Origin of the sequence: Streptomyces sp. NPDC050842 (assembly GCF_044456565.1) — a bacterium.
Lineage (GTDB): Bacteria > Actinomycetota > Actinomycetes > Streptomycetales > Streptomycetaceae > Streptomyces.
Genome location: NZ_JBITGA010000005.1, coordinates 550,648 through 570,444, shown reverse-complemented (window position 1 = coordinate 570,444; position 19,797 = coordinate 550,648). Strand labels below are relative to the sequence as shown.

Below are 19,797 nucleotides of genomic sequence, written 5' to 3'. Positions count from 1 at the left end.
GTGCGGTCGTAGTGCCCCGGTGTTCAGATGGATCGGATAGCCGATCACCGCCCTCGCGGAACGGAGCACCCCGTACATGAGCGACACCCTGCCCTCCTTCGAGGACACCACCGACTTCGAGAACGCGGACCGGGGCTTCATCGGCGCCCTGGTCCCCGGCACGGTCACGGCCGCCGACGGCCGGACCGTCTGGGACGCCGACGTCTACGACTTCCTCAAGGCGGACTGCCCCGACACCGCTCATCCGAGCCTGTGGCGTCAGGCGCAGCTCTGCTCCCGGCAGGGTCTGTACGAGGTCACCGAGGGCATCTACCAGGTGCGGGGCCTCGACCTGTCGAGCATGACGATCGTCGAGGGCGACACCGGGATCATCGTCATCGACCCGCTCATCTCCACGGAGACCGCCGCCGCCGCGCTCGCGCTCTACAAGGAGCACCGCGGGGACCGGCCCGTCACCGGCATGATCTACACCCACTCGCACGGCGACCACTTCGGCGGCGCCCGCGGGATCCTGCCGCACGGCACCGAGCGCGGGATCCCGATCATCGCCCCGGTCGGCTTCCTGGAGCACGCGGTCAGCGAGAACGTGTACGCGGGCAACGCGATGACCCGCCGCGCGGCCTACATGTACGGGGCGAACCTCCCCAAGGCGCCGGACGCCCAGATCAGCGCCGGCCTCGGCCAGACCACCTCGCTCGGCACCATCAGCCTCATCCCGCCGACCGTGGACATCACCGACACCGGCCAGGAGGTGACGGTCGACGGCGTGCGGATCGTCTTCCAGCTGACGCCGGGCACCGAGGCACCGGCCGAGATGAACTTCCTCTTCCCCGACCTCCGTGCCCTGTGCCTGGCCGAGAACGCCACGCACAACATGCACAACATCCTGACCCTGCGCGGGGCGGTCGTCCGCGACTCCCGCATCTGGTCCGTGTACCTCGACGAGGCGATCGAGTACTTCCACGGGATGTACGACGTCGGCTTCGCCTCCCACCACTGGCCGACCTGGGGCCACGACAACGTCGTGCGGTTCCTGACCGAGCAGCGGGACCTCTACGCGTACATGCACGACCAGACGCTGCGGCTGCTCAACGAGGGCCTCACGGGCCCGGAGATCGCCGAGCGGATCGAGCTGCCGCCCGCCCTGGCCACGTCCTGGCACGCGCGCGGCTACTACGGCTCGCTGAGCCACAACACCAAGGCGATCTACCAGCGCTACCTGGGCTGGTTCGACGGCAACGTCGCCCATCTCTGGGAGCACCCGCCGGTCGAGACCGCGAAGCGGTACGTGGCCCTGGCCGGCGGCCCGGCCGAGATGCTCGTCAAGGCCCGCGAGTACGTCGACGCCGACGACCTGCGGTTCGCGGCAACGCTGCTCAACCACCTGGTCTTCGCCGAGCCCGGGAACGTCGAGGCGAAGGAGGCCCTGGCCTCGGTCTACGACCGGCTCGGGTACGGCTCCGAGAACGGCACCTGGCGCAACTTCTACCTCACCTCGGCGCTGGAGCTCCGCGAGGGCATCGTCAAGACGGATCTCGACACGTCCAACCCCGAGATGGCGATGGCCCTCACGGTCCCCATGCTCCTCGACTCGATCGCCGTACGGATCGACGGGCCGCGCGCCTGGCACGAGGAGCTGACCGTCGACCTGGTCCTGACGGACGGCCCCAAGGGTGCGGGGACCCGCCGCCGGCTCACCCTGCACAACGGCGCTCTCACCCACCGGGAGATCTCCGATCCCCGGACCCCAGCCGGGCTCACGCTCACCCTGGCCAAGGCCCAGCTCCTCGGCCTGCTGGCGGGCCAGAGCGTCCAGGAGCTCGGGGTCGGCGTGGAAGGCGACCCGGCGCTGCTCGGGCGGCTCTTCTCGTACGTGACGACGCCCGACCCGCAGTTCCCGATCGTCACCCCGTGAGCCGCGTGAGCCGCGTGGGCCACATGAGTGACGCGAGCCGTGCCGGTCAGCGGGCGAACCACGCCACGACGCCCAGCAGGATCAGCGCCGCGCAGATCCCGAGGTTCACCACCTTGTACTGGAGGAAGACCGCGACGAACTCGCGCATGATCGCCGACGGCCAGAAGTAGGCGGCGGTGGGCGAGCCGACGACCTGGCCGTCCACCCCCGCCCGCCGGGCCATCAGCGCGGCCCGGAAGGCGTGGAAGTTGTTGGTGACGATCACGCAGGAGGAGCCGGGTCTGTCCCGCTCCATCAGCTCCTTGCTGAAGAGCATGTTCTCCTCGGTCGTACGCGAGCGGTCCTCGCGCACGACCGCCCCGGCCGGAAAGCCCCGCTCGACGAGGTAGTCGGCCATCGCGTGGGACTCGGGCACCTCCTCGTCGGGGCCCTGGCCGCCCGAGGCGATCAGGACGGGCGCGTCCCCGCCGCGCGCGGCCAGCGTCTCGTACACCTGGCGGCCCCGGTCCAGCCGGCTCGCGAGGAGCGGCGGCACCCGGCGGCCTCCGATCAGCCCGGAGCCGAGGACCACGACGTAGTCGGCGTCGCGGCGCAGCCGCATCCGTCCGTACAGGAACGCGTACCCGACGAAGCAGAGGAACAGGAACGAGACGTAGCCGAGCACGAGCAGCGTGGTGACGGCGATCAGGCCCAGGGCCCGCGAGTGCGTGACGCCCGCCGCCACCATCAGGCCCATCACCCCGAACATGCCGAGGCCCGCCAGGAGCGAGAGCAGGTTCGCCGGGCGTCTGCCCTCCTTGCGGACCATCTTCACGCCGTTCGCGCAGAGCAGGCCGGCGAGCACGACCGGGCCGAGGCCGAGCACGAGCAGCACCAGGATCATCACGGTCTCGGAGACCCCGGGCGGGGCGGCGTCGATCTCCGCGAGGAGACCGAGCCCGAGGAACGTCACGGCCAGGCCCAGGTACACGGCATTGCCGAAGCGGCGCCGGTCGCGCAGCACACCGGCCCCGAAGAGCAGCAGGAAGACGGCGGCCACGACGAAGGCGAACATTCCGACATCGTAGACACCGCGACTGACAATCCGACTGTCGACGGAGCCGGTGCCTGTGCCCGTGCCGGTGCCTGTGCCCGTACCTGTGCCTTTGCCTGTGCCTGTGCCTGTGCCGACGGGCCTCGGCTACTCCTCGCCCGCCAGGGCGAACAGGCCCAGCCGCGCGCCCTCTTCGTACGCACGGCGCAGTTCCCGGTCGTCGAGCAGCCGCCGCAGAAGCGTTTCGCTGCGGTCGCGGGAGGTCGCGCAGTACTCCGCCGGGCGGTACGACTCCTCGAAGACCGAGGACCGCAACAGGTCCGCCGCGCCTAGGAGATGGGCGGCGGAGGTCATCCGGCCGACCATGACCCGCATCTGGGCGAGGAGTTCGGCCGCGCAGGCCGCCCCGACCGCCGTGCCGAGGGCCAGATGGGCGCGGAGCGCGCGCCGGGCGTGCTCGGCGGCCCGCTCGCGCTCCCCGTCCCAGGCGAGGAGTTCGGCCCGCGCGTGGTGCGCCCAGGCGTCGGCCCACAGGTCGCGCCCCGTCCAGGCCTGCCGGGCCGCCGTGTCGAGGACGGCCTGGTCCAGGGCCTCCTGCGCGGCCTCCGGATCGGTCCGGCTGAGGGTGAGGGCGAGGGCGACCCAGCACAGCTCCCGGCTCGGCCCGAACTCCGGGTGCTCCTCCATGAGCGTGAGGGCCTCCCGGAACTCCGCCGCCGCCACGCGCGAACGCCCCTGGAAGAGGGCGGTCGCGCCCCGCAGATGGGCGAGCATGCCCAGGCACCGGTCGTCCCCGTCGCGTACTGCCGCCGCCCAGCCCTGGACGAGGAGCGGGTCGGCGTCCTCGGGGCGGCCCGACTCCAGCTCCAGGTAGGCGGCGAGCCACAACGCGCGGGCGGGCGGCGGGCCGGAGTGCAGGGAGAGGGCGTGCCGCAGTCGGGTCCGGCCCTCGGCGACCCGCCCGCAGGCCACCCACAGGAACCACAGGGAGATCGCGATCTCGACGGACGTGTCGGCCTCGGCGTGCGGCGAGAGCGGGGCGGTCGTCGGGTCCATCGCGGCTGCCAGGTCCGGGAGTTCCCGCAGGGCGAGGTTCCTGGCGTCGATCTGGCGGCCGCTCTGCCACCAGTCGGCGGCCTGCCGGGCCAGCTTCACGCACCACCTCCGGTGGTGCAGGACGACGGTCCAGCGGTCGCCGCGTTCGGTGAGGCGGCGGGCGCCGACGGCCCGCATCGGGTGCGGCATCCAGTAGCGGGGCGCGCCGTCCTCGCCGTCGAAGAGGTCGTCGACGGCGAGGAGCGCGAGGGGGGCGAGCCGGTCGAGGACCGCCTGGACCTCCCCCGCGGGCAGCGTGTCGGAGGCGCAGACCTCGTGGACGGCGTCCCGGCCGAAGGCGCCCTCGAAGACGGAGAGCCGTTCCCACAGGAGTCGCTCGGCGGGGCCACAGCGCTCGTAGCCCTGCTCGGCGGCGGCCAGTTGGTCGGGACTGACCGGTTCGCCCCACAGCAGCTCCGCCTCCGGCGACTCCTCCGCCGCCGCGCACACGGGGCTCGCCGTGCTCCCCGTGTTCCCCGATCTCCCCGCCATGCGTGTACTCGCGGAGAGCCTCGTACTTCCCGCGCTCTCCCTTCCCCTGGCACTCCTCGTACCCCTCGTACTCCGCGGGCTCTTCGGATTCCCCATGTGCCCCATGGATTCCATCCCCCGTACCACCCTGTCCTGTTCTGTCCTGTTCTCTTTCTGTCCGAATCCGGGACTTATGCCGGCCTTAATGGCAAACAATCGCCACTACGGCTTGAATGCATATGCCCCAGTCCACATCCTGGGGCGCCCTGGCACCCACACCCACGGTTTCCCAGGGATCGGCCAAGGAGGCATATGCATACCGGGGAATCCGTCCTGGGAGAGGCCGATCTGTCATTGATCCACGCATTACAGATCGCACCGCGCGCCAGCTGGACCCAGCTCTCGGCCGTGCTGGGGTCGAGCCCCGACACGCTCGCCCGGCGCTGGGACCACCTCACCACGGGCGGCTGGGCCTGGAGTTCACTGATCGTCGCCCACGGCGGGGACACCACGCTGTACGCCTGGGTCGAGCTGGAATGCGCCGCGGGCGCCGCCGAGGCCACCGCGATCGCGCTCACGGACGATCCGTACACCCTCGGCGTCCACCAGGTGACCGGCGACGCCGACCTGGTGCTGCTCGTGGCCTGCCCGGATCTCTACGCCCTCGACGCCTACCTCGCGGGCCGGGTGCGACCCCTGCCCGGAGTGCTCCGCTCCCGTACGCAGGTGGTGACCCGGCTGCACAACCGCCCGTACCGGTCACGGATCGAGCAGCTCGCCCCGGGACAGGTCCAGCACCTCGCGGAGGCCACGGGCGGGGACCGGCGGCTGCGTACGCCGGGCCGCGCGCAGCCTCCCCTCACGGACCTCGACCTCAGGATGGTCGCGGAACTGGCCGGGGACGCCCGCCGCAGCGCCGCCGAGCTGGCCCGGCAGTGCGACACGAGCGAGTCGACGGTACGGCGCAGGCTCGACGCCCTCATGGCGGCCGGCGCGCTGCACCACCACTGCCTGCCGGCCCCGAGGTTCTCCGGGCGCCCGGTATGGGCGCTGGTCACGGCGGACGTCCCGCCCCTCGAGGTCACGGCGACGGTGGCGGCGCTGGCCCGGCTGCGCCACAGCCGTGTGATCACCTCGGTGACGGGACCGCACAACCTGGCGCTCGCGATGTGGCTCCGTACGGTCGAGGAACTGCACGAGGTGACGGCGACGCTCGTACGGGCCGCCCCCACGCTGCGGATCACGGGCACCCAGGTCTCCCTGCGCACCCACAAGATCGGGGCGCAGGTCCTCGGCCCGGACGGACGGCGCACGCACCACATACGGCCCGACGTGACGATCTGAGGCCGGCCGGCCCCGGCCCCGTTCCCGTCCGTTCCCGTCCGTTCCCCCGTACCGTCCCCCGTGGTCTCATGGGCCCATGGAGTTCGCCGTGTTCGTGACGCTGCCCGGCCTCGTCATCCTGCTGACGGTGGTGGCCTTCGCCGACCAGCTGCTGCGGGCGACCGGGCGCGGCAAGCGCACGGGCCAGGTCTCCTCCACCGGCTTCGAGCAGCTGCACGCGACGTTCTCGCAGGGCAAGCAGAACGAGCTCAAGGAGCGGCAGAGCTCTCTCGTGATGCGCGACGACGAGCTGGACGGCGCCCCGCCGCACCACTCGACGGTGGATCTGACGGGCGGGCGCGCCGTCATCAGGCTCGGCCGGTCGTAGAGGACTCCCTCCGACCGGTCCGGGGGACGCCCTCTAGGCGGGGCGGGTCGCCTTGATCGAGTACATCAGCGGGATCCGGGGGCGGTCGGCCGGGAAGCGGTAGTAGCCGTCCTCGTGCCGCTGGAGCGCGCCGTAGCGGGGGTACAGCGAGGCGTCGTGCTCGCGCAGCGACTCGATGCGCAGGCCGGCCCGGGCGAGGGCCGTGACGACCTCGCCGACCGGGTGCACCCACTCCACGCTGCGGTTGTGGACGGTGTCGGCGTCGAGGTCCGCGTACGTGCCCGGGGTGGTGTCCACCCACGGCTCTCGGACGAAGTAGTCGTTCACGATCCGGCTGCCGGTCTCGTCGTCGAGGGAGTCCGTCAGCGGATGGAACTCGGCCACGTAGAGGAAGCCGCCCGGGGCGACGAGGGAGGCGGCGGTCTCCGCCCAGCGCTCGATGTCGGGCAGCCAGTTGAGCGCCCCGCAGCCCGTGTAGACGATGTCGTACGCGCTGTCCGGGACGGCCTCGGCGGCGTCGTACACGTCGGCGGCGACGAAGGCGGCACGGTCCTGCGAGAACCCCAGGTCGGCGGCGAGCGAGCGGGCGGTCTCGACGGCCGGCTCGGAGAAGTCCAGGCCGACGACGTGCGCGGCGCCGTGCCGGGCCCAGGACAGCGTGTCCAGGCCGATGTGGCACTGGAGGTGGAGCAGGGAGCGTCCGGTGACGTCACCGACCTCCGCGAGCTCGAAGTCCCGCAGGGCGTCCTTGCCCGCGCGGAAGGAGTCGAGGTCGTAGAAGGAGCCGGCGGCGTGGATCGGGACGCGCTCGTCCCAGCGGGCGCGATTGGCCTCGCGCCAGTCCTCAGGGGTCGGGGAGTACATGATCGCGAGGTTATCCACAGGTTGCGGACGACGCGACCGGATTGTCGGCCGGGCGGAGCATGATGGGTGTCATGACTGAGAGCAAGGACTTCGCCCAGATCCCGGCATGGGAGCAGACCCCTGTGTGGGAGCAGCGGTTCCGCGCACCGCGCGTCTCCCTGCCCGAGTGGGCCGAGGAGGCCCCGGACCGCTCGCTGTTCGTCTCCAACGCCACGGGGACGTACGAGCTGTACGCCTGGGACCGGGCGAGCGGTGAGCAGCGGCAGGTCACGGACCGGCCGAACGGGACGACGGACGGCACGCTCTCCCCGGACGGCGCGTGGATCTGGTGGTTCGCGGACACCGACGGGGACGAGTTCGGGGTGTGGATGCGCCAGCCGTTCGCGGGCGGCGCGGACGAGCCCACCGTGCCCGGCCTGGACGCCTCCTATCCGGGGGGTCTCGCCATCGGGCGGGAGGGCACGCTGGTGATCGGCCGTTCCACGGACGAGGACGGCTCGACGGTCCATCTCGTACGCCCGGGGGCGGGCGCCCCGGTCGAGATCTACCGGCACCGGGAGTCGGCCGGGGTCGGCGACCTCTCGCACGACGGGTCGCTGATCGCGATCGAGCACACGGAGCACGGGGACGCGATGCACTCGGCGCTGCGGGTGCTGCGCGCCGCCGACGCGAGCGTGCTGGCCGAGCTCGACGACACCAAGGGCGGCACGGAGGAGCTCGGGCTCGCGGTCCTCGGCTTCGCGCCGATGGCGGGCGACTCGCGGCTGCTCGTGGCGCACCAGCGGCGCGGCCGCTGGGAGCCGATGCTCTGGGACGTGGCGGCGGGCACCGAGACCGACCTGCGGCTCGACCTGCCGGGCGACGTGTCGGCCGAGTGGTACCCGGACGGCTCCGGCCTGCTGATCGTGCACAGCTTCGAGGCCCGCAGCGAGCTGTTCCGGTACGAGATCGCCACGCGCGCCCTGGTCCGGGTGGACACCCCGGCCGGTTCGGTGTCGAGCGCGACGGCCCGGCCCGACGGCAGCGTCGAGTACCTGTGGTCCTCGGCGGCCGAGCCGCCGGTCGTGCGCTCCACGGCCGGCGGGATCGTCCTCGACCCGCCCGGCCCCAAGGCGCCGCCGTCGGTGCCGGTGGAGGACGTGTGGGTGGACGGGCCCGGCGGCCGGGTCCACGCGCTCGTGCAGCGCCCCGCCGCGGGCGAGGGGCCGTTCCCCACGGTCTTCGAGGTGCACGGCGGCCCGGCGTGGCACGACAGCGACGCCTTCGCCTCGGGCCCGGCGGCCTGGGTGGACCACGGCTACGCGGTGGTGCGGGTCAACTACCGGGGCTCGACGGGCTATGGCCGGGAGTGGACGGACGCCCTCAAGCACCGGGTCGGCCTGATCGAGCTGGAGGACGTCGAGGCGGTCCGCGAGTGGGCGGTGGCGAGCGGGCTCGCCGACCCGGCGCGGCTGGTCCTGTCCGGCGGCTCGTGGGGCGGCTACCTCACGCTCCTCGGTCTCGGCACGCGGCCGGACGCCTGGGCTGTCGGTCTCGCCGCGGTCCCGGTCGCGGACTACGTCACGGCGTACGAGGACGAGATGGAGGCCCTCAAGGCGCTGGACCGGACGCTGCTCGGCGGCTCGCCCGAGGAGGTGCCCGAGCGGTACGCGGCCTCGTCGCCGCTGACGTACGTGGACGCGGTGAAGGCCCCGGTGCACATCTCGGCGGGCGTCAACGACCCGCGCTGCCCGATCCGGCAGATCGACAACTACGTGGACCGGCTCGCGGCCCGGGGCGCCGTCCACGACGTGTACCGGTACGACGCGGGCCACGGCTCGCTCGTGGTGGAGGAGCGGATCAAGCAGGTCGCCCTGGACCTGGCCTTCGCCGCGAAGCACCTCGGGACCGCCTAAGGATCGTCTGGGGATCGCCCTGGGACCCGTCCAGGGACCGCCTAGGCACCGCCCAGGGACCGCCCAGGGACCGTCCAGGGGCCCCCTGGGGACCCGGCCGTCGGGGAGCGGGGCGCGCTTGCGTACCGTGGGGGTGTGTACCGGTTCCTGGCAACGCCCCGCTGGTGGGGGATCAACGTCTTCGTCCTGCTGGCGATCCCGTTCTGCGTGTTCATGGGGACCTGGCAGCTGGGCAAGTTCGAGGATCGCGTCGACTCCCATCAGGAGGCCGAGCAGCGGCCCGCCGCGAGCTCGCTGAAGGCGGCTCCGCTGGACACGCTCCTGCCGGTGGACCAGGAGACCTCGGGGCGGCCCGCCGAGGCGCGCGGCCGGTTCGGGGAGCAGTTCCTCGTCCCGGAGCGCGACCTGGACGGCCGGACCGGTTCGTACGTCCTGACGCTGCTGAAGACGGACGACGGCTTGTCCCTGCCGGTGGTCCGGGGCTGGCTCCCCACGGGCGCGAAGGCCCCGGCCCCGCCGTCCGGCGACGTCACGGTGGTCGGCGCGCTCCAGGCCTCGGAGAACCCGGGGACGAAGGGCGTCCGCACCGCGGGCGGCCTGCCCGAGGGCCAGCTCGGCATGATCAGCGCGGCGGCCCTGGTGAACGTGGTCACCGACGACGTCTACGACGCCTGGATCACCCTCACCGACTCCCCCGCCGGTCTCACACCGGTCCCGGCGGCGGCCGCCGCGGGGACGAGCCTGGACGTGAAGGCCTTCCAGAACCTCGGCTACACGGCGGAGTGGTTCGTCTTCGCCGGCTTCGTCCTCTTCATGTGGTTCCGCCTCGTGCGCCGCGAGGCGGAGGCGTCCCGGGACGAGGCGCTGGGCCTGTAGGGCCGAAGCCTCTCAGGAGCCCGCGAGGATGCCGGTCCGGTAGATCGTGCCCGCGCAGGCGTTCGGGACGGTCGCCACGGCGACCGGGCCGCCCGGCTCCGCGGTGTGGCTGACCGAGACGCTGCCGTCCGCCGGTGCGCCGTCCTCGTGGAGCAGCTGCGGCGCCGGACCGCTCTCCGCGTCCGTGCCGGTTCCGGTGTCCCCGCCGGTGCCCGTCCCCGTGCCCGTACCGGGGTCCTGGGTGGCAGGTTCCGTCGTCGGGGGCGTCGTGGTCGGCGGCTCCGTCGGCGTCGGCTCCGTCGGGGGCGGTGTGGTCGGCGGCGTGGTCGGCGGCGTCGTCGGAGTCGGCTCCGTCGTCGGGGTCCCCCCGGTCGTCGGACAGGTCGAGCTCGGCAACCAGGCGAACCGGACCTCGTAGGAGCCGTCGGGCTTCAGGAGCAGAGCGGACGCCTCCTGGGCGGGATCGGGCAGCCCGCTGCCGTCGCCCGCGGTGTGCCGGACGACCGAGATCCTGCCCGGGTCGGCGGCGCCCCTGGCCTCGAAGCTGACGATGCCGCTGCCGTCCACGACGCAGTTCTGCCCGGAGACGTTGGCGACGCGGAATGTGCCGTACACGCTCCCCGAGCCGTCGGGCCCGCTCGTCTGGGTCACGCTGACGCCGAGCTGGTCGGGCTCGCACCGCGGCGAGTCGCCGATCACCGGGATCTCGGAGACCCGCGGTCCGGTGGTGCTCGTGCCGCTCTCCGTCCGCTCCGGCTTGCCCGTGGCCCCGTCGACCGTGCCCTGACTGGGGGACACCTGGCTCGCCGGGGACTGGGGGGAGGACTTGCCCCCCTCGACGCCCGTCTCGGCTCCGGTGCCGCCCTGGGCGTCCTGGCCGTGGCCCGCGTTCACGGGGTTGGCGGCGGTGATCCCGCCCGAGTTCGCGACGTGCACGAAGGCGGGCACGGCCGTCCCGATGAGGACGGCGGCAGCGGCGGCGCCGACGACGGCCTGCCGCTTGCGGGCGCGCCTCGCGGGCACGGCACGGCGCAGGTGGTCCAGCGAGCCGGTGGTGGGCTCCAGGCCCGCGACGGCGCCGTGGAGCAGCCGACGCAGCGCGAGCTCGTCACCGAGGTCGCTCTCGTCACCCAGGCCGCCCAGGCCACCCGGACCAGCAAGGCCACTCAGACCACGAAGGGCACCCACGACGTCCGCGCTCGACTGTGCCTCGGAGCCGGCCTCGGAGCCGGCCTCGGAGTCGATCTCGGCGTCCGCCTCTGGATCCGGATCCGGATCCGGCTCGGAATCGCGCTCGATGTTCAGCATCCGTCGTCCACTCAGGTCGTCACGTTCATCACCGGCGTCGCGCTCGGCATGGGGCTCGTCCTTCTCGTGGCTCATGCGTTCGCCTCCATCACGACGCGCAGCGCCGCGATGCCCCGCGAACCGTACGCCTTCACCGAACCCAGCGATATCCCGAGCGTCTCGGCGACCTGGGCCTCCGTCATGTCCGCGAAGTACCGCAGCACGAGCACCTCGCGCTGCCGCCGCTGAAGGCCCTTCATCGCCTTGATGAGGTCGTCCCGCTCCAGTTGGTCGTACGCCCCCTCCTCCGCGCTGGCCATGTCCGGCATCGGCTTGGACAGCAGCTTGAGGCCGAGGATGCGTCGGCGCAGCGCGGACCGGGAGAGGTTCACGACGGTCTGGCGCAGATAGGCGAGCGTCTTCTCGGGCTCGCGGACGCGCTTGCGGGCGGAGTGGACGCGGATGAACGCCTCCTGGACCACGTCCTCGCAGGAGGCCGTGTCGTCCAGGAGGAGCGCCGCGAGGCCCAGCAGCGACCGGTAGTGGGCGCGGTAGGTCTCGGTCAGGTGGTCGACGGTGGTGCCGGCGGCCATGGCCCCTTCAGCGCTCGTACGGGGAGAGGGGATGCCGTCCATCGCTCTCGTGCGGGATCCGGCGGGCACGGGGGCGATCACGGGCATCCCGCCGAGTCCGCGCGGACGTCCGAACGGACGGACCGCGGAGCCGCGTACGGGGATGACGGCGGCGCTCCGCACGGGGAGCACCGCTGTGCCCGCGCCGCGCAGCGGAGCGATGGTCGCGATGTCGAGTACCTCTGCCACGCCTGTTGGACACGCCTCGCCCCGTCAGGGTTGTACGCGTACGCCACCGAAATCGACGGTGACCCGTATGTCCTCATGCGTAACCGTTCTCCCCCGATACCCCGCTTTCGCAGCGTGTTCCGCGCCACACGATGGTGAGTGAACGCAGAGACGCGCCCCAGCCAACTCGTGGTTGCAACGCGGGGGAAGAGCATCGTCGAACACGGAATCACCGCAGTTCAAGAGGTATCTGACGCCTTTTTGCTCACAGCACCTTCACAGATCCTACAAATCTGTGACAACCGATTCCGCGATCTGCAGCGCATTGAGCGCCGCGCCCTTGCGGAGGTTGTCGGCGCAGACGAAAAAGTCCAGCGCGCGCTCGTCGTCCATCGAGCGCCGCACCCGTCCGACCCACGCGGGATCGGTGCCGACGACATCGGCCGGGGTGGGGAAGTCGCCCGCCGCGGGATCGTCGTACAGCACGACGCCCGGTGAGGTGGCCAGGACCTCGTGCGCGCGCCCGACGGTGACGGGGTGTTCGAAACGCGCGTGGACGGAGACGGAGTGGCCGCTCACGACGGGAACGCGCAGACAGGTCGCGGCGATCCGCAGCCCGGGCAGCCCGAGGACCCTGCGGGTCTCGTCCCGGACGCGCTCCTCCTCCGAGGAGGCGCCGTCCTCCCCCGCCGTGCCCGACCAGGGCAGGACGTTGAGCGCGAGCGGCCCGGGGAACGGCCCGTCGTGCTCGCCGACGGCCCGGCGTACGTCGCCGGGCTGCGTGCCGAGCTCGCCGCCGCCGGCCACCAGGCCCAGCTGCGCGCGGAGCGCGTCGACGCCCGCCTGCCCGGCGCCGGCGCCGCTCGCCGCCTGCTGGGCGGTGACGACCAGTTCGGCGACCCCGAACTCGGCGTGCAGGGCGCCCACGGCGGCGATCAGCGCGAGGGTGGTGCAGCCGGGGCTCGCGACGATGCCCCGGGGGCGTACGCGCGCGGCGTGCGGATTGACCTCGGGGACGACGAGCGGCACGTCCGGGTCGCCCCGGAAGGCCGTGGAGGTGTCCACGACGACGGCGCCCTTGGCGACGGCGACGGGCGCCCACCGCGCCGCCACCGCCTCGGGCACGAGGAAGAGCGCCAGGTCGACGCCGTCCAGGGACTCCTCGGACCGCTCGTCGAGCGCGAGGATCTCGCACTCGACCCCGCGGACGGCGGCCTTGGAGCCGACCGCCGTCCCCGGGCCCGGGATGTCGAGCAGGCGTATCTCGCCCCAGACGTCCGCGTGGTGCGTGAGCATCTGGAGCATCACCGAGCCGACGGCTCCGGTCGCACCGACGACCGCGAGTGTCGGCTTCGGCGTCATCGGCCGGTGCCTCCATAGACGACGGCCTCGTCCGAGTCGCTGTCCAGACCGAAGGCGGAGTGGACGGCGCGCACGGCCTCGTTGACATCGTCGGCGCGGGTGACGACCGAGATGCGGATCTCGGAGGTCGAGATGAGCTCGATGTTCACGCCCGCGTCGGAGAGCGCCTTGAAGAAGTCCGCCGTGACGCCCGGGTTGGTCTTCATACCGGCGCCGACCAGGGAGATCTTGCCGATCTGGTCGTCGTAGCGGAGCGAGTCGAAGCCGATCGCGCCCTTCGCCTTCTCCAGGGCGTCGATGGCCTTGCGGCCCTCGGCCTTGGGGAGGGTGAAGGAGATGTCCGTCAGGCCGGTGGAGGCGGCGGACACGTTCTGCACGATCATGTCGATGTTGATCTCGGCGTCCGCGACGGCGCGGAAGATGGCCGCGGCCTCGCCCGGCTTGTCCGGCACGCCGACGACGGTGATCTTCGCCTCGGAGGTGTCGTGGGCGACGCCCGAGATGATGGCCTGCTCCACCTTGCGGTCCCCTTGCGGCTCGTTGCTGACCCACGTGCCCTGCAGCCCCGAGAAGGACGAGCGGACGTGGATCGGGATGTTGTAGCGACGCGCGTACTCGACGCACCGGTGCAGCAGCACCTTGGAGCCGGAGGCGGCGAGCTCCAGCATGTCCTCGAAGGAGATCCAGTCGATCTTCTTCGCCTTCTTCACGACGCGCGGGTCGGCCGTGAACACACCGTCGACGTCGGTGTAGATCTCGCAGACCTCGGCGTCGAGCGCGGCGGCGAGCGCCACGGCCGTCGTGTCGGAACCGCCACGGCCCAGCGTGGTGATGTCCTTCTTGTCCTGGGACACACCCTGGAAGCCGGCGACGATGGCGATGTTTCCCTCGTCGAGGGCGGTGCGGATCCGGCCCGGCGTGACATCGATGATGCGCGCTTTGTTGTGGACCGAGTCGGTGATGACACCTGCCTGGCTGCCCGTGAACGACTGGGCCTCGTGGCCCAGGTTTTTGATCGCCATGGCCAGCAGGGCCATGGAGATCCGTTCTCCGGCGGTCAGCAGCATGTCGAACTCTCGCCCGGCAGGGATCGGGGATACCTGCTCGGCGAGATCGATCAGCTCGTCCGTCGTGTCGCCCATCGCGGAAACCACGACGACCACCTGGTGGCCGTTCTTCTTGGCATCCACGATCCGCTTGGCGACGCGCTTGATGCCTTCGGCATCGGCAACGGAGGAGCCTCCGTACTTCTGCACGACAAGGCCCACGTGCGCTCCTCGCTCAATGTGTGCCGCAGCCGGCGCTGCGATCGGCTCAGTCTAACGAGCGGCCTGAGAACGCCTACGTGATATCGGATGCTGAGACGGGGCGCTCACTGGGTGATCACTCCGGCCCCTGCGCGCCGCTCGGCCCCTCCGCGTGACTCGTCCCCTGCGCGCGGCTCGGCCCCTCCGCGTGACTCGGCCCCCGCCCGTCGTCCAGCCATGGCGCGTCGAGGGCCTCGCGTACGTGGACGGTGTACGGGTGGTCGTCGCCGAGGAGGCGTACGCAGACGGTCAGCAGCTCCGCGTAGTCGGCGCGGGCCCGGTCGGTCATGCCGGCGCCGGCGTACAGGCCGGCCAGATTGATCCGGGTGACCAGGGTGTCCAGATCTTCATCGCCGAGGACCCCCCTCATCTCGGCCGCCGCGTACGCGCCCAGCGAGACGGCCTCGCTGGTCCGATGCAAGGCCTGGTAGATCCCGGCGAGCTCGGAGCAGGCCAGCAGCGTGTCCCCGTCCTTCGCGCCCAGGACACGGACCATGTCCTGGAGCACGCTCTCCTGAAGGGCGACCGCCCTGTGGAGCAGCCCGGCCTTCACATGGGCCTTCGCGAGGGAGCACCGCGCCCTGAACGTGTAGGTGTCGTCGGCTCCTCGCACCGCGGTCGTGCGCCGCACCATCGCGGCCGACGCCTCGATCGCCTCGTCCGCGCGTCCCGCCGAGGCGAGGGTCTCGGCCAGTGCGCCGCGCATGCCGAGGGTGGCCGGATCGTCCGGGCCGAGCAGCCGCTCACAGCCGGCCAGCGTGCGCTCGGCCACGGCGGCGGACTCCTCGTACAGCCCGTTCAGACTCAGGTACTCGCTCGTGGCGGCCAGCACGGGAAGCAGGGTCTCGCCGTCCCCCGCGGGGTCGGTGCACCTCAGGTACGCCTCGACGTGCGGGAACAGCACCCGCCACGTCTCCCAGTGGGCCGGGTCCACGTCGTCCAGCGGTGCGGCGACCCCGAATGCCGTCTCCGCGAGCCTGCGGGCCCGCTCGATCGCCTCCCGCTGCTCGTGCTCGTCCCCGGGGGGCGGACGGCGGGCGATGGCCTGCACGAGCCGGTGGACGGACACCGAGCCGTCCTCGTGCAGGGTGACCATGCTGTGCGCGGCCAGCTCCCCGAGCGCCTCTCGGACGCCGGGGAACGGCGGCAGGAGCGGCACGGGAATCCGGTCGGGGGCGAACCAGCCGAGCAGCCGGAAGATCCCCCCCGCGTACGGGACCGTGGCGGCGAGCCGGTTGAGCGTGACACGCAACGCCCGGGCGACGGCCTCCTCCGCGGTGCCGAGTCCGCCGCTCCGGCCGAGCTCCGCCAGGTACGCGAGCGGGGGCGTGGCCGTGCGCCCGCAGTACGCGGCGGCGATCTCGACGGCCAGCGGCAGTTGCCCGAGGGTCTCGCAGAGCTCCTCGGCCCCGGTCGTGTCCCGGGGTCCCGCGTGGGTGGCGACCCGGGTGAACAGCTCCACGGCCTCGCCCGCCGCCAGCACGGGCAGCGTGAGCACCCGCCCGATCCCGTACCAGGCGTCCGTCGTCCGGCTGGTGACGACGAACCGTCCCCGGCCGCCGGTCCTGGCCAGCAGGCCCTCCACGTCACCCGGATCGGTGACGTTGTCGAGGACGAGCAGCCAGCCGTCGTGGGCCGACAGCCACTGCAGCGCCCGCTCGCGCAGGGCCTCCTGCGGGAGTACGTCGATCAGCTCCGGCTGCATCGCGGCGGCGAGGCCCGCGAGCCCCGCGTCCACGTCCGCCCGGCTCTCCGCGGTGATCCACCAGACGGGGTTGCGGTCCGCCGCCTGCCGGAGCGCCCAGCGGGCGGCGAGCGAGGACTTCCCCACCCCGCCGAGGCCGCAGACCACGACGGTCTCCGCCTCGCGGTCGAGCAGATCGCCCTCCTCGTCGCGCCCCACGAAGTGGGCGGCCTTGCGGGGCACGTTGACGAGTCCGGGCGGGCAGACCACGGGCCCGAGCGCCTCCGGCGGCAGCGTGGTCACCCGGTCGCCGGTGTGCACCCACCCGATGTCCCCACCGGCCGCGACGGCCCGGTCCCCGGAGGCGGAGACGCCCCCGCTCACGCGTCGCCGGTCGATACGGACCCGATGTCACCACCCGCCGCGACGGACCGGTCACCGGAGGCGGTGACGGGGCCCGAGGCGGTGGGCCCACCGGCCGGCATGGCGGGCGGCGCGACCGGCTGCCGGCCGTCACCGGTGACGACGACCCCGATGCTCCCGCCGGCGGCGACCGACCGGGTGCCGGACGCTTCCACCGGTGCCTGGCCCCTGCTTCCGAACTGCGCCCACAGGGAGAGCCCGATCCCGGCGAGGGCGAGTACGGCTCCGGCGACGCTGGCGATCTGGTCGGCCTTGCCGAGGTCGGACACCGCTACGGCGAGCAGGGCGCCGACGCCGGCGCAGGCGACGCCGATTCCGCTCCGGAGCAAGGCCTTTGAGGGTGTGGTGGCTGCCATGGGGTCATGATGCGGGACTCAGTCGCTCAACGACAGCCGTTCACAGGCGAGCCGCCGAACCATCGCGGTCAACAGCGTTCCGCTCAGGGTGGATTCGCAGTCGTCGAGGAGCTCCTTCGCCAAGGGCCGGGCGCGGTCGATCTCACCCGCCTCGATCAGAGCGTGGACGTGGAATCCCCGTCGCATGAGGGTCTGCGGATGGTTCCGGCCGTGCCGCGCACTCACTCCGCCGACCGCTGCCCAGGTGAGTTCGAGAGCCCGTTCCGTCCGCCCCAGTTCCAGGAGAACAGTGGTGAGCGACGCCGCGATGTCGTGGATGAGATCGTCGCCCTCCGGCAGGACTTCCCTGGACCGCGCAAGGAGCAGCTCCAGCCCGGAACAGGCGGCCAGGCGGTCGGGATCGGCGAAGAGCAGCGCACGCCGTGCCCCCAACGTTTCCCGGTCGTCCTCTCCCAGGGACCGGACCGCTCGGTCCACGTTCTCCCGCAGCAGTTCCTCGGCCCGGTGACGGGACGACCTCATCAGGGTCTTCGCCAGATGCCCCCGGGCCGCGATCGTGCGAGGGTGGTCGGGGCCGTACAGCCGCACGTTGAGATCGAAGTGCTCCTCGTGCAGCCCGGCCGGCTCCGTAGGGACACCGTGCTGCTGCATCCCCAGCACCAGACCGCCCAAGGCATTCAGGGAGCGTTCGTCCTCCGCCCCGTACAGACGCCTGTAGCCCCGCAGCGCCCGCGCGTGGAGCGCGAGGGAACGTCCGTCGGTCGTCAGCCCGAGCACGAACGCGGCCCAGTTGAAGAGCAGGCACGGGCCCCCGGTGTCCTCGTCCGGATCCGTGTACCGGGCGAGGGCCAGCGCCTGGATCGCATACGGCCGCCACATGTCGATGTTCGCGAACAGGTCCCCGGATCCGCGCGCCACCCACAGCAAGAGCTTCCCCGCCGTCTCCCGCCCCTCACCGCCGTCCCCCGCGCGCACCACCGCCTGCACCGTCCGGTGCACCCCGATCGCGGTGCCGGCCAGCGTGATCATGCTGTGCGCGCGGAGCCGCCGTACCGCCTCCGTCACCTCCAGGGGCGTCCCCAGGGGATCCAGGAGCCGTCTCGGGATGCCCTCCGGGGCCCACCAGGCGAGGACGCCGAGGATCCGGCCCGCCAGCGGGGTGTCCCGGAGCCGGTCCAGGGTCACCTGCCAGACCCGGGCGACCGTCCGGCCCGCCTCGCCGCCCTCGGCCGCCGCCGCGAACATCTCGGCCGGGTACGCGGCGAGCAGTTCCAGGTACGCCCGAGGGGTGATGCCCGCCTCCGCGCAGTACGCGGCGGCCTGCTTCAGCGCGAGGGGCAGGTAGCCCAACTCCGCGCAGAGCGGGTCGAGTCCGTCACCCGCCTCGCACACGCCCGTGAAGAGTTCCGCCGCCTCCGCCGGCCCCAGGACGTCCAGGACCACCGTCCGCGCGATGTCCTGCCAGCCGCTCGACCGCCGCGAGGTGACCACGATCCGGCCGCCGCCCACCCGCGCGAGGAGAGGGCGCAGATCGGCCGGGGTGGAGACGTTGTCGAGGACGAGGAGCCAGTCGTCGTGGGTGGCCAGCCACTGCAACGCCCGCTCGCGCAGGGCGTCTTCGGGCAGGACGCCCACGACTCCCGGCTGCATGGCCCGCGCCAGGTCGGCGAGGCCCGCGTCGAGTTCGGCGGACGTCTCGGCCGTGATCCACCAGACGACGGTGTGGTCGGCCACCCGGTCCGCCGCCCAGCGCGCCGCAAGGGTCGACTTCCCGATGCCGCCGAGTCCGCAGATGACCTGGATGCCCGAAGCCTCGTCCAGCAAGGCGAGTTCGCGGGCGCGGCCCACGAACAGCTGTGTGCGCTCGGGGAGATGGACCAGTCCGGCCGCCGGGGAGACCGTGAGCGCCTCCGCCGGCAGCACCGTCACGCGGTCGCCGGTGTGGACCGACCTGATGTCCCTGCCGGCCGCAACCGACCGGTCACCCGACGCGCCCACCGTCCCTGCCATCGGCCCATGATGGCAGGGCCCGGCCCGAGAGGTCCGCTACTTCCTGACCGACCTCAGGCCCAGCGGCGCCGCGATCTCCTCCAGCATCACGCGCCCCGCCTCCTCCGCCAGCTCCTCCTCCGCCAGGTCCTCGTCCGTGTCGAGGCCGTCCAGCTCGGCCAGGGGCTGGTCGAGGCGGACGTGGGCGACGAGGGACTGGAGGGCGCGGAGGGTCGCCGAGGCGGTGGGGCCCCAGTTGGAGAAGTACGAGAACTGCCACCACCACAGCGCCTCGCTGGTGCGGCCCGCGCGGTAGTGGGCGAGGCCGTGCCGGAGGTCGGTGACGATGTCGGCGAGGTTGTCGGAGATCCGCGCCGGCACCGGGGCCTTGCGCGGCTCGTACGGGTCGAAGACCTCGGAGAAGACGTCGACCGGGTCCAGCATCACGGCGAACCGCTCGCGCAGGTCGTCGACGTCCGGCTCCGGCCCCGTGTCCGGCTCGTACCGCTCGTCGGGGACGATGTCCTCGTGCGCGCCCAGCCGCCCGCCCGCGAGCAGCAGCTGCGAGAGCTCCAGGAGCATGAACGGGACCGCGCTGTCCGGCTCGTCGCCCTTGGCGACCTCGGCGGTCGCGACGATGAAGCTCTCGATCGAGTCGGCGATCTGGACCGCGAAGTCGTCGGGGTCCTGCGTGACGGAGTGAAGCGTGGCGTCAGACATCGAGCAGCC

The 19,797-nt window shown here is 72.5% G+C and carries 16 protein-coding genes; 5 read left to right on the top strand and 11 right to left on the bottom strand.

The window, feature by feature from the left end; genetic code table 11:
- Positions 1-76 precede the first annotated feature (76 nt).
- The gene (locus tag ACIBG6_RS19695; RefSeq protein WP_399223851.1) at positions 77-1,915 is read left to right on the top strand and encodes an alkyl/aryl-sulfatase; all 1,839 of its coding nucleotides are present in this window, start codon (positions 77-79) and stop codon (positions 1,913-1,915) included.
- A gap of 46 nt (positions 1,916-1,961) precedes the next feature.
- Here ACIBG6_RS19695 and ACIBG6_RS19690 read toward each other — a convergent pair whose 3' ends face one another.
- Together ACIBG6_RS19690 and ACIBG6_RS19685 are read right to left on the bottom strand one after the other, a co-directional pair.
- Positions 1,962-2,969, bottom strand: a complete 1,008-nt coding sequence (locus ACIBG6_RS19690; RefSeq protein ID WP_399223850.1) for a YdcF family protein — start codon at positions 2,967-2,969, stop codon at positions 1,962-1,964.
- Positions 2,970-3,095: 126 nt separating this feature from the next.
- A complete protein-coding gene (locus tag ACIBG6_RS19685) occupies positions 3,096-4,535 on the bottom strand; it encodes a tetratricopeptide repeat protein (RefSeq protein ID WP_399223849.1) in 1,440 nt (479 codons plus the stop codon).
- A gap of 333 nt (positions 4,536-4,868) precedes the next feature.
- On the opposite strand from ACIBG6_RS19685, the gene ACIBG6_RS19680 reads away from it, so the two are divergent.
- Together ACIBG6_RS19680 and ACIBG6_RS19675 are read left to right on the top strand one after the other, a co-directional pair.
- Complete coding sequence (locus tag ACIBG6_RS19680; protein ID WP_399223848.1) at positions 4,869-5,858, top strand: Lrp/AsnC family transcriptional regulator; 990 nt, start codon at positions 4,869-4,871, stop codon at positions 5,856-5,858.
- A gap of 76 nt (positions 5,859-5,934) precedes the next feature.
- A complete protein-coding gene (locus ACIBG6_RS19675; protein WP_329622601.1) occupies positions 5,935-6,225 on the top strand; it encodes a DUF6191 domain-containing protein in 291 nt (96 codons plus the stop codon).
- Positions 6,226-6,258: 33 nt separating this feature from the next.
- Here ACIBG6_RS19675 and ACIBG6_RS19670 read toward each other — a convergent pair whose 3' ends face one another.
- On the bottom strand, positions 6,259-7,089 hold the full coding sequence (locus ACIBG6_RS19670) for a class I SAM-dependent methyltransferase (RefSeq protein WP_399223847.1): 831 nt from the start codon (positions 7,087-7,089) through the stop codon (positions 6,259-6,261).
- Between the two features lie 62 nt (positions 7,090-7,151).
- On the opposite strand from ACIBG6_RS19670, the gene ACIBG6_RS19665 reads away from it, so the two are divergent.
- Together ACIBG6_RS19665 and ACIBG6_RS19660 are read left to right on the top strand one after the other, a co-directional pair.
- The gene (locus ACIBG6_RS19665) at positions 7,152-8,984 is read left to right on the top strand and encodes a prolyl oligopeptidase family serine peptidase (protein WP_399223846.1); all 1,833 of its coding nucleotides are present in this window, start codon (positions 7,152-7,154) and stop codon (positions 8,982-8,984) included.
- Between the two features lie 135 nt (positions 8,985-9,119).
- Entirely contained in the window at positions 9,120-9,860 is a 741-nt protein-coding gene (locus ACIBG6_RS19660) for an SURF1 family protein (protein ID WP_399223845.1), read from the top strand.
- A 12-nt stretch (positions 9,861-9,872) separates the two neighbouring features.
- On the opposite strand, the gene ACIBG6_RS19655 is transcribed toward ACIBG6_RS19660, so the two are convergent.
- The 8 genes from ACIBG6_RS19655 to ACIBG6_RS19620 all read right to left on the bottom strand — a co-directional run bounded on the left by ACIBG6_RS19655 (position 9,873) and on the right by ACIBG6_RS19620 (position 19,788).
- Positions 9,873-11,243 carry a hypothetical protein gene (locus ACIBG6_RS19655; protein ID WP_399223844.1) on the bottom strand — a complete coding sequence of 457 codons (1,371 nt, stop codon included), beginning with the start codon at positions 11,241-11,243 and terminating at the stop codon, positions 9,873-9,875.
- Entirely contained in the window at positions 11,240-11,827 is a 588-nt protein-coding gene (locus ACIBG6_RS19650; RefSeq protein ID WP_399224025.1) for a SigE family RNA polymerase sigma factor, read from the bottom strand. Before ACIBG6_RS19650 ends, ACIBG6_RS19655 begins: the two co-directional genes overlap by 4 nt.
- Positions 11,828-12,232: 405 nt before the next feature.
- A complete protein-coding gene (locus ACIBG6_RS19645; protein WP_399223843.1) occupies positions 12,233-13,309 on the bottom strand; it encodes an aspartate-semialdehyde dehydrogenase in 1,077 nt (358 codons plus the stop codon).
- Positions 13,306-14,577, bottom strand: coding sequence for an aspartate kinase (locus tag ACIBG6_RS19640; protein ID WP_329622594.1), 1,272 nt, complete (start codon positions 14,575-14,577; stop codon positions 13,306-13,308). The genes ACIBG6_RS19645 and ACIBG6_RS19640 overlap by 4 nt, the downstream gene beginning before the upstream one ends.
- Positions 14,578-14,692: 115 nt before the next feature.
- On the bottom strand, positions 14,693-16,684 hold the full coding sequence (locus tag ACIBG6_RS19635) for a tetratricopeptide repeat protein (RefSeq protein ID WP_399223842.1): 1,992 nt from the start codon (positions 16,682-16,684) through the stop codon (positions 14,693-14,695).
- Positions 16,681-17,079: a hypothetical protein gene (locus ACIBG6_RS19630; RefSeq protein WP_399223841.1), complete on the bottom strand. Its 399-nt coding sequence runs from the start codon at positions 17,077-17,079 to the stop codon at positions 16,681-16,683. The genes ACIBG6_RS19635 and ACIBG6_RS19630 overlap by 4 nt, the downstream gene beginning before the upstream one ends.
- 18 nt (positions 17,080-17,097) lie before the next feature.
- Entirely contained in the window at positions 17,098-19,089 is a 1,992-nt protein-coding gene (locus ACIBG6_RS19625; RefSeq protein ID WP_399223840.1) for an NB-ARC domain-containing protein, read from the bottom strand.
- A 36-nt stretch (positions 19,090-19,125) separates the two neighbouring features.
- On the bottom strand, positions 19,126-19,788 hold the full coding sequence (locus tag ACIBG6_RS19620; RefSeq protein ID WP_399223839.1) for a DUF5063 domain-containing protein: 663 nt from the start codon (positions 19,786-19,788) through the stop codon (positions 19,126-19,128).
- Positions 19,789-19,797 lie beyond the last annotated feature (9 nt).

Excerpts from the sequence above, each read along its gene's own strand:
- ACIBG6_RS19630 (WP_399223841.1), bottom strand. The coding sequence starts at position 17,079 with ATGGCAGCCACCACACCCTCAAAGGCCTTGCTCCGGAGCGGAATCGGC.
- ACIBG6_RS19655 (WP_399223844.1), bottom strand. The coding sequence starts at position 11,243 with ATGAGCCACGAGAAGGACGAGCCCCATGCCGAGCGCGACGCCGGTGAT.
- ACIBG6_RS19685 (WP_399223849.1), bottom strand. The coding sequence starts at position 4,535 with ATGGCGGGGAGATCGGGGAACACGGGGAGCACGGCGAGCCCCGTGTGC.
- ACIBG6_RS19690 (WP_399223850.1), bottom strand. The coding sequence starts at position 2,969 with ATGTTCGCCTTCGTCGTGGCCGCCGTCTTCCTGCTGCTCTTCGGGGCC.
- ACIBG6_RS19645 (WP_399223843.1), bottom strand. The coding sequence starts at position 13,309 with ATGACGCCGAAGCCGACACTCGCGGTCGTCGGTGCGACCGGAGCCGTC.
- ACIBG6_RS19695 (WP_399223851.1), top strand. The coding sequence starts at position 77 with ATGAGCGACACCCTGCCCTCCTTCGAGGACACCACCGACTTCGAGAAC.
- ACIBG6_RS19625 (WP_399223840.1), bottom strand. The coding sequence starts at position 19,089 with ATGGCAGGGACGGTGGGCGCGTCGGGTGACCGGTCGGTTGCGGCCGGC.
- ACIBG6_RS19675 (WP_329622601.1), top strand. The coding sequence starts at position 5,935 with ATGGAGTTCGCCGTGTTCGTGACGCTGCCCGGCCTCGTCATCCTGCTG.
- ACIBG6_RS19650 (WP_399224025.1), bottom strand. The coding sequence starts at position 11,827 with ATGCCCGTGATCGCCCCCGTGCCCGCCGGATCCCGCACGAGAGCGATG.
- ACIBG6_RS19670 (WP_399223847.1), bottom strand. The coding sequence starts at position 7,089 with ATGTACTCCCCGACCCCTGAGGACTGGCGCGAGGCCAATCGCGCCCGC.
- ACIBG6_RS19620 (WP_399223839.1), bottom strand. The coding sequence starts at position 19,788 with ATGTCTGACGCCACGCTTCACTCCGTCACGCAGGACCCCGACGACTTC.
- ACIBG6_RS19665 (WP_399223846.1), top strand. The coding sequence starts at position 7,152 with ATGGGTGTCATGACTGAGAGCAAGGACTTCGCCCAGATCCCGGCATGG.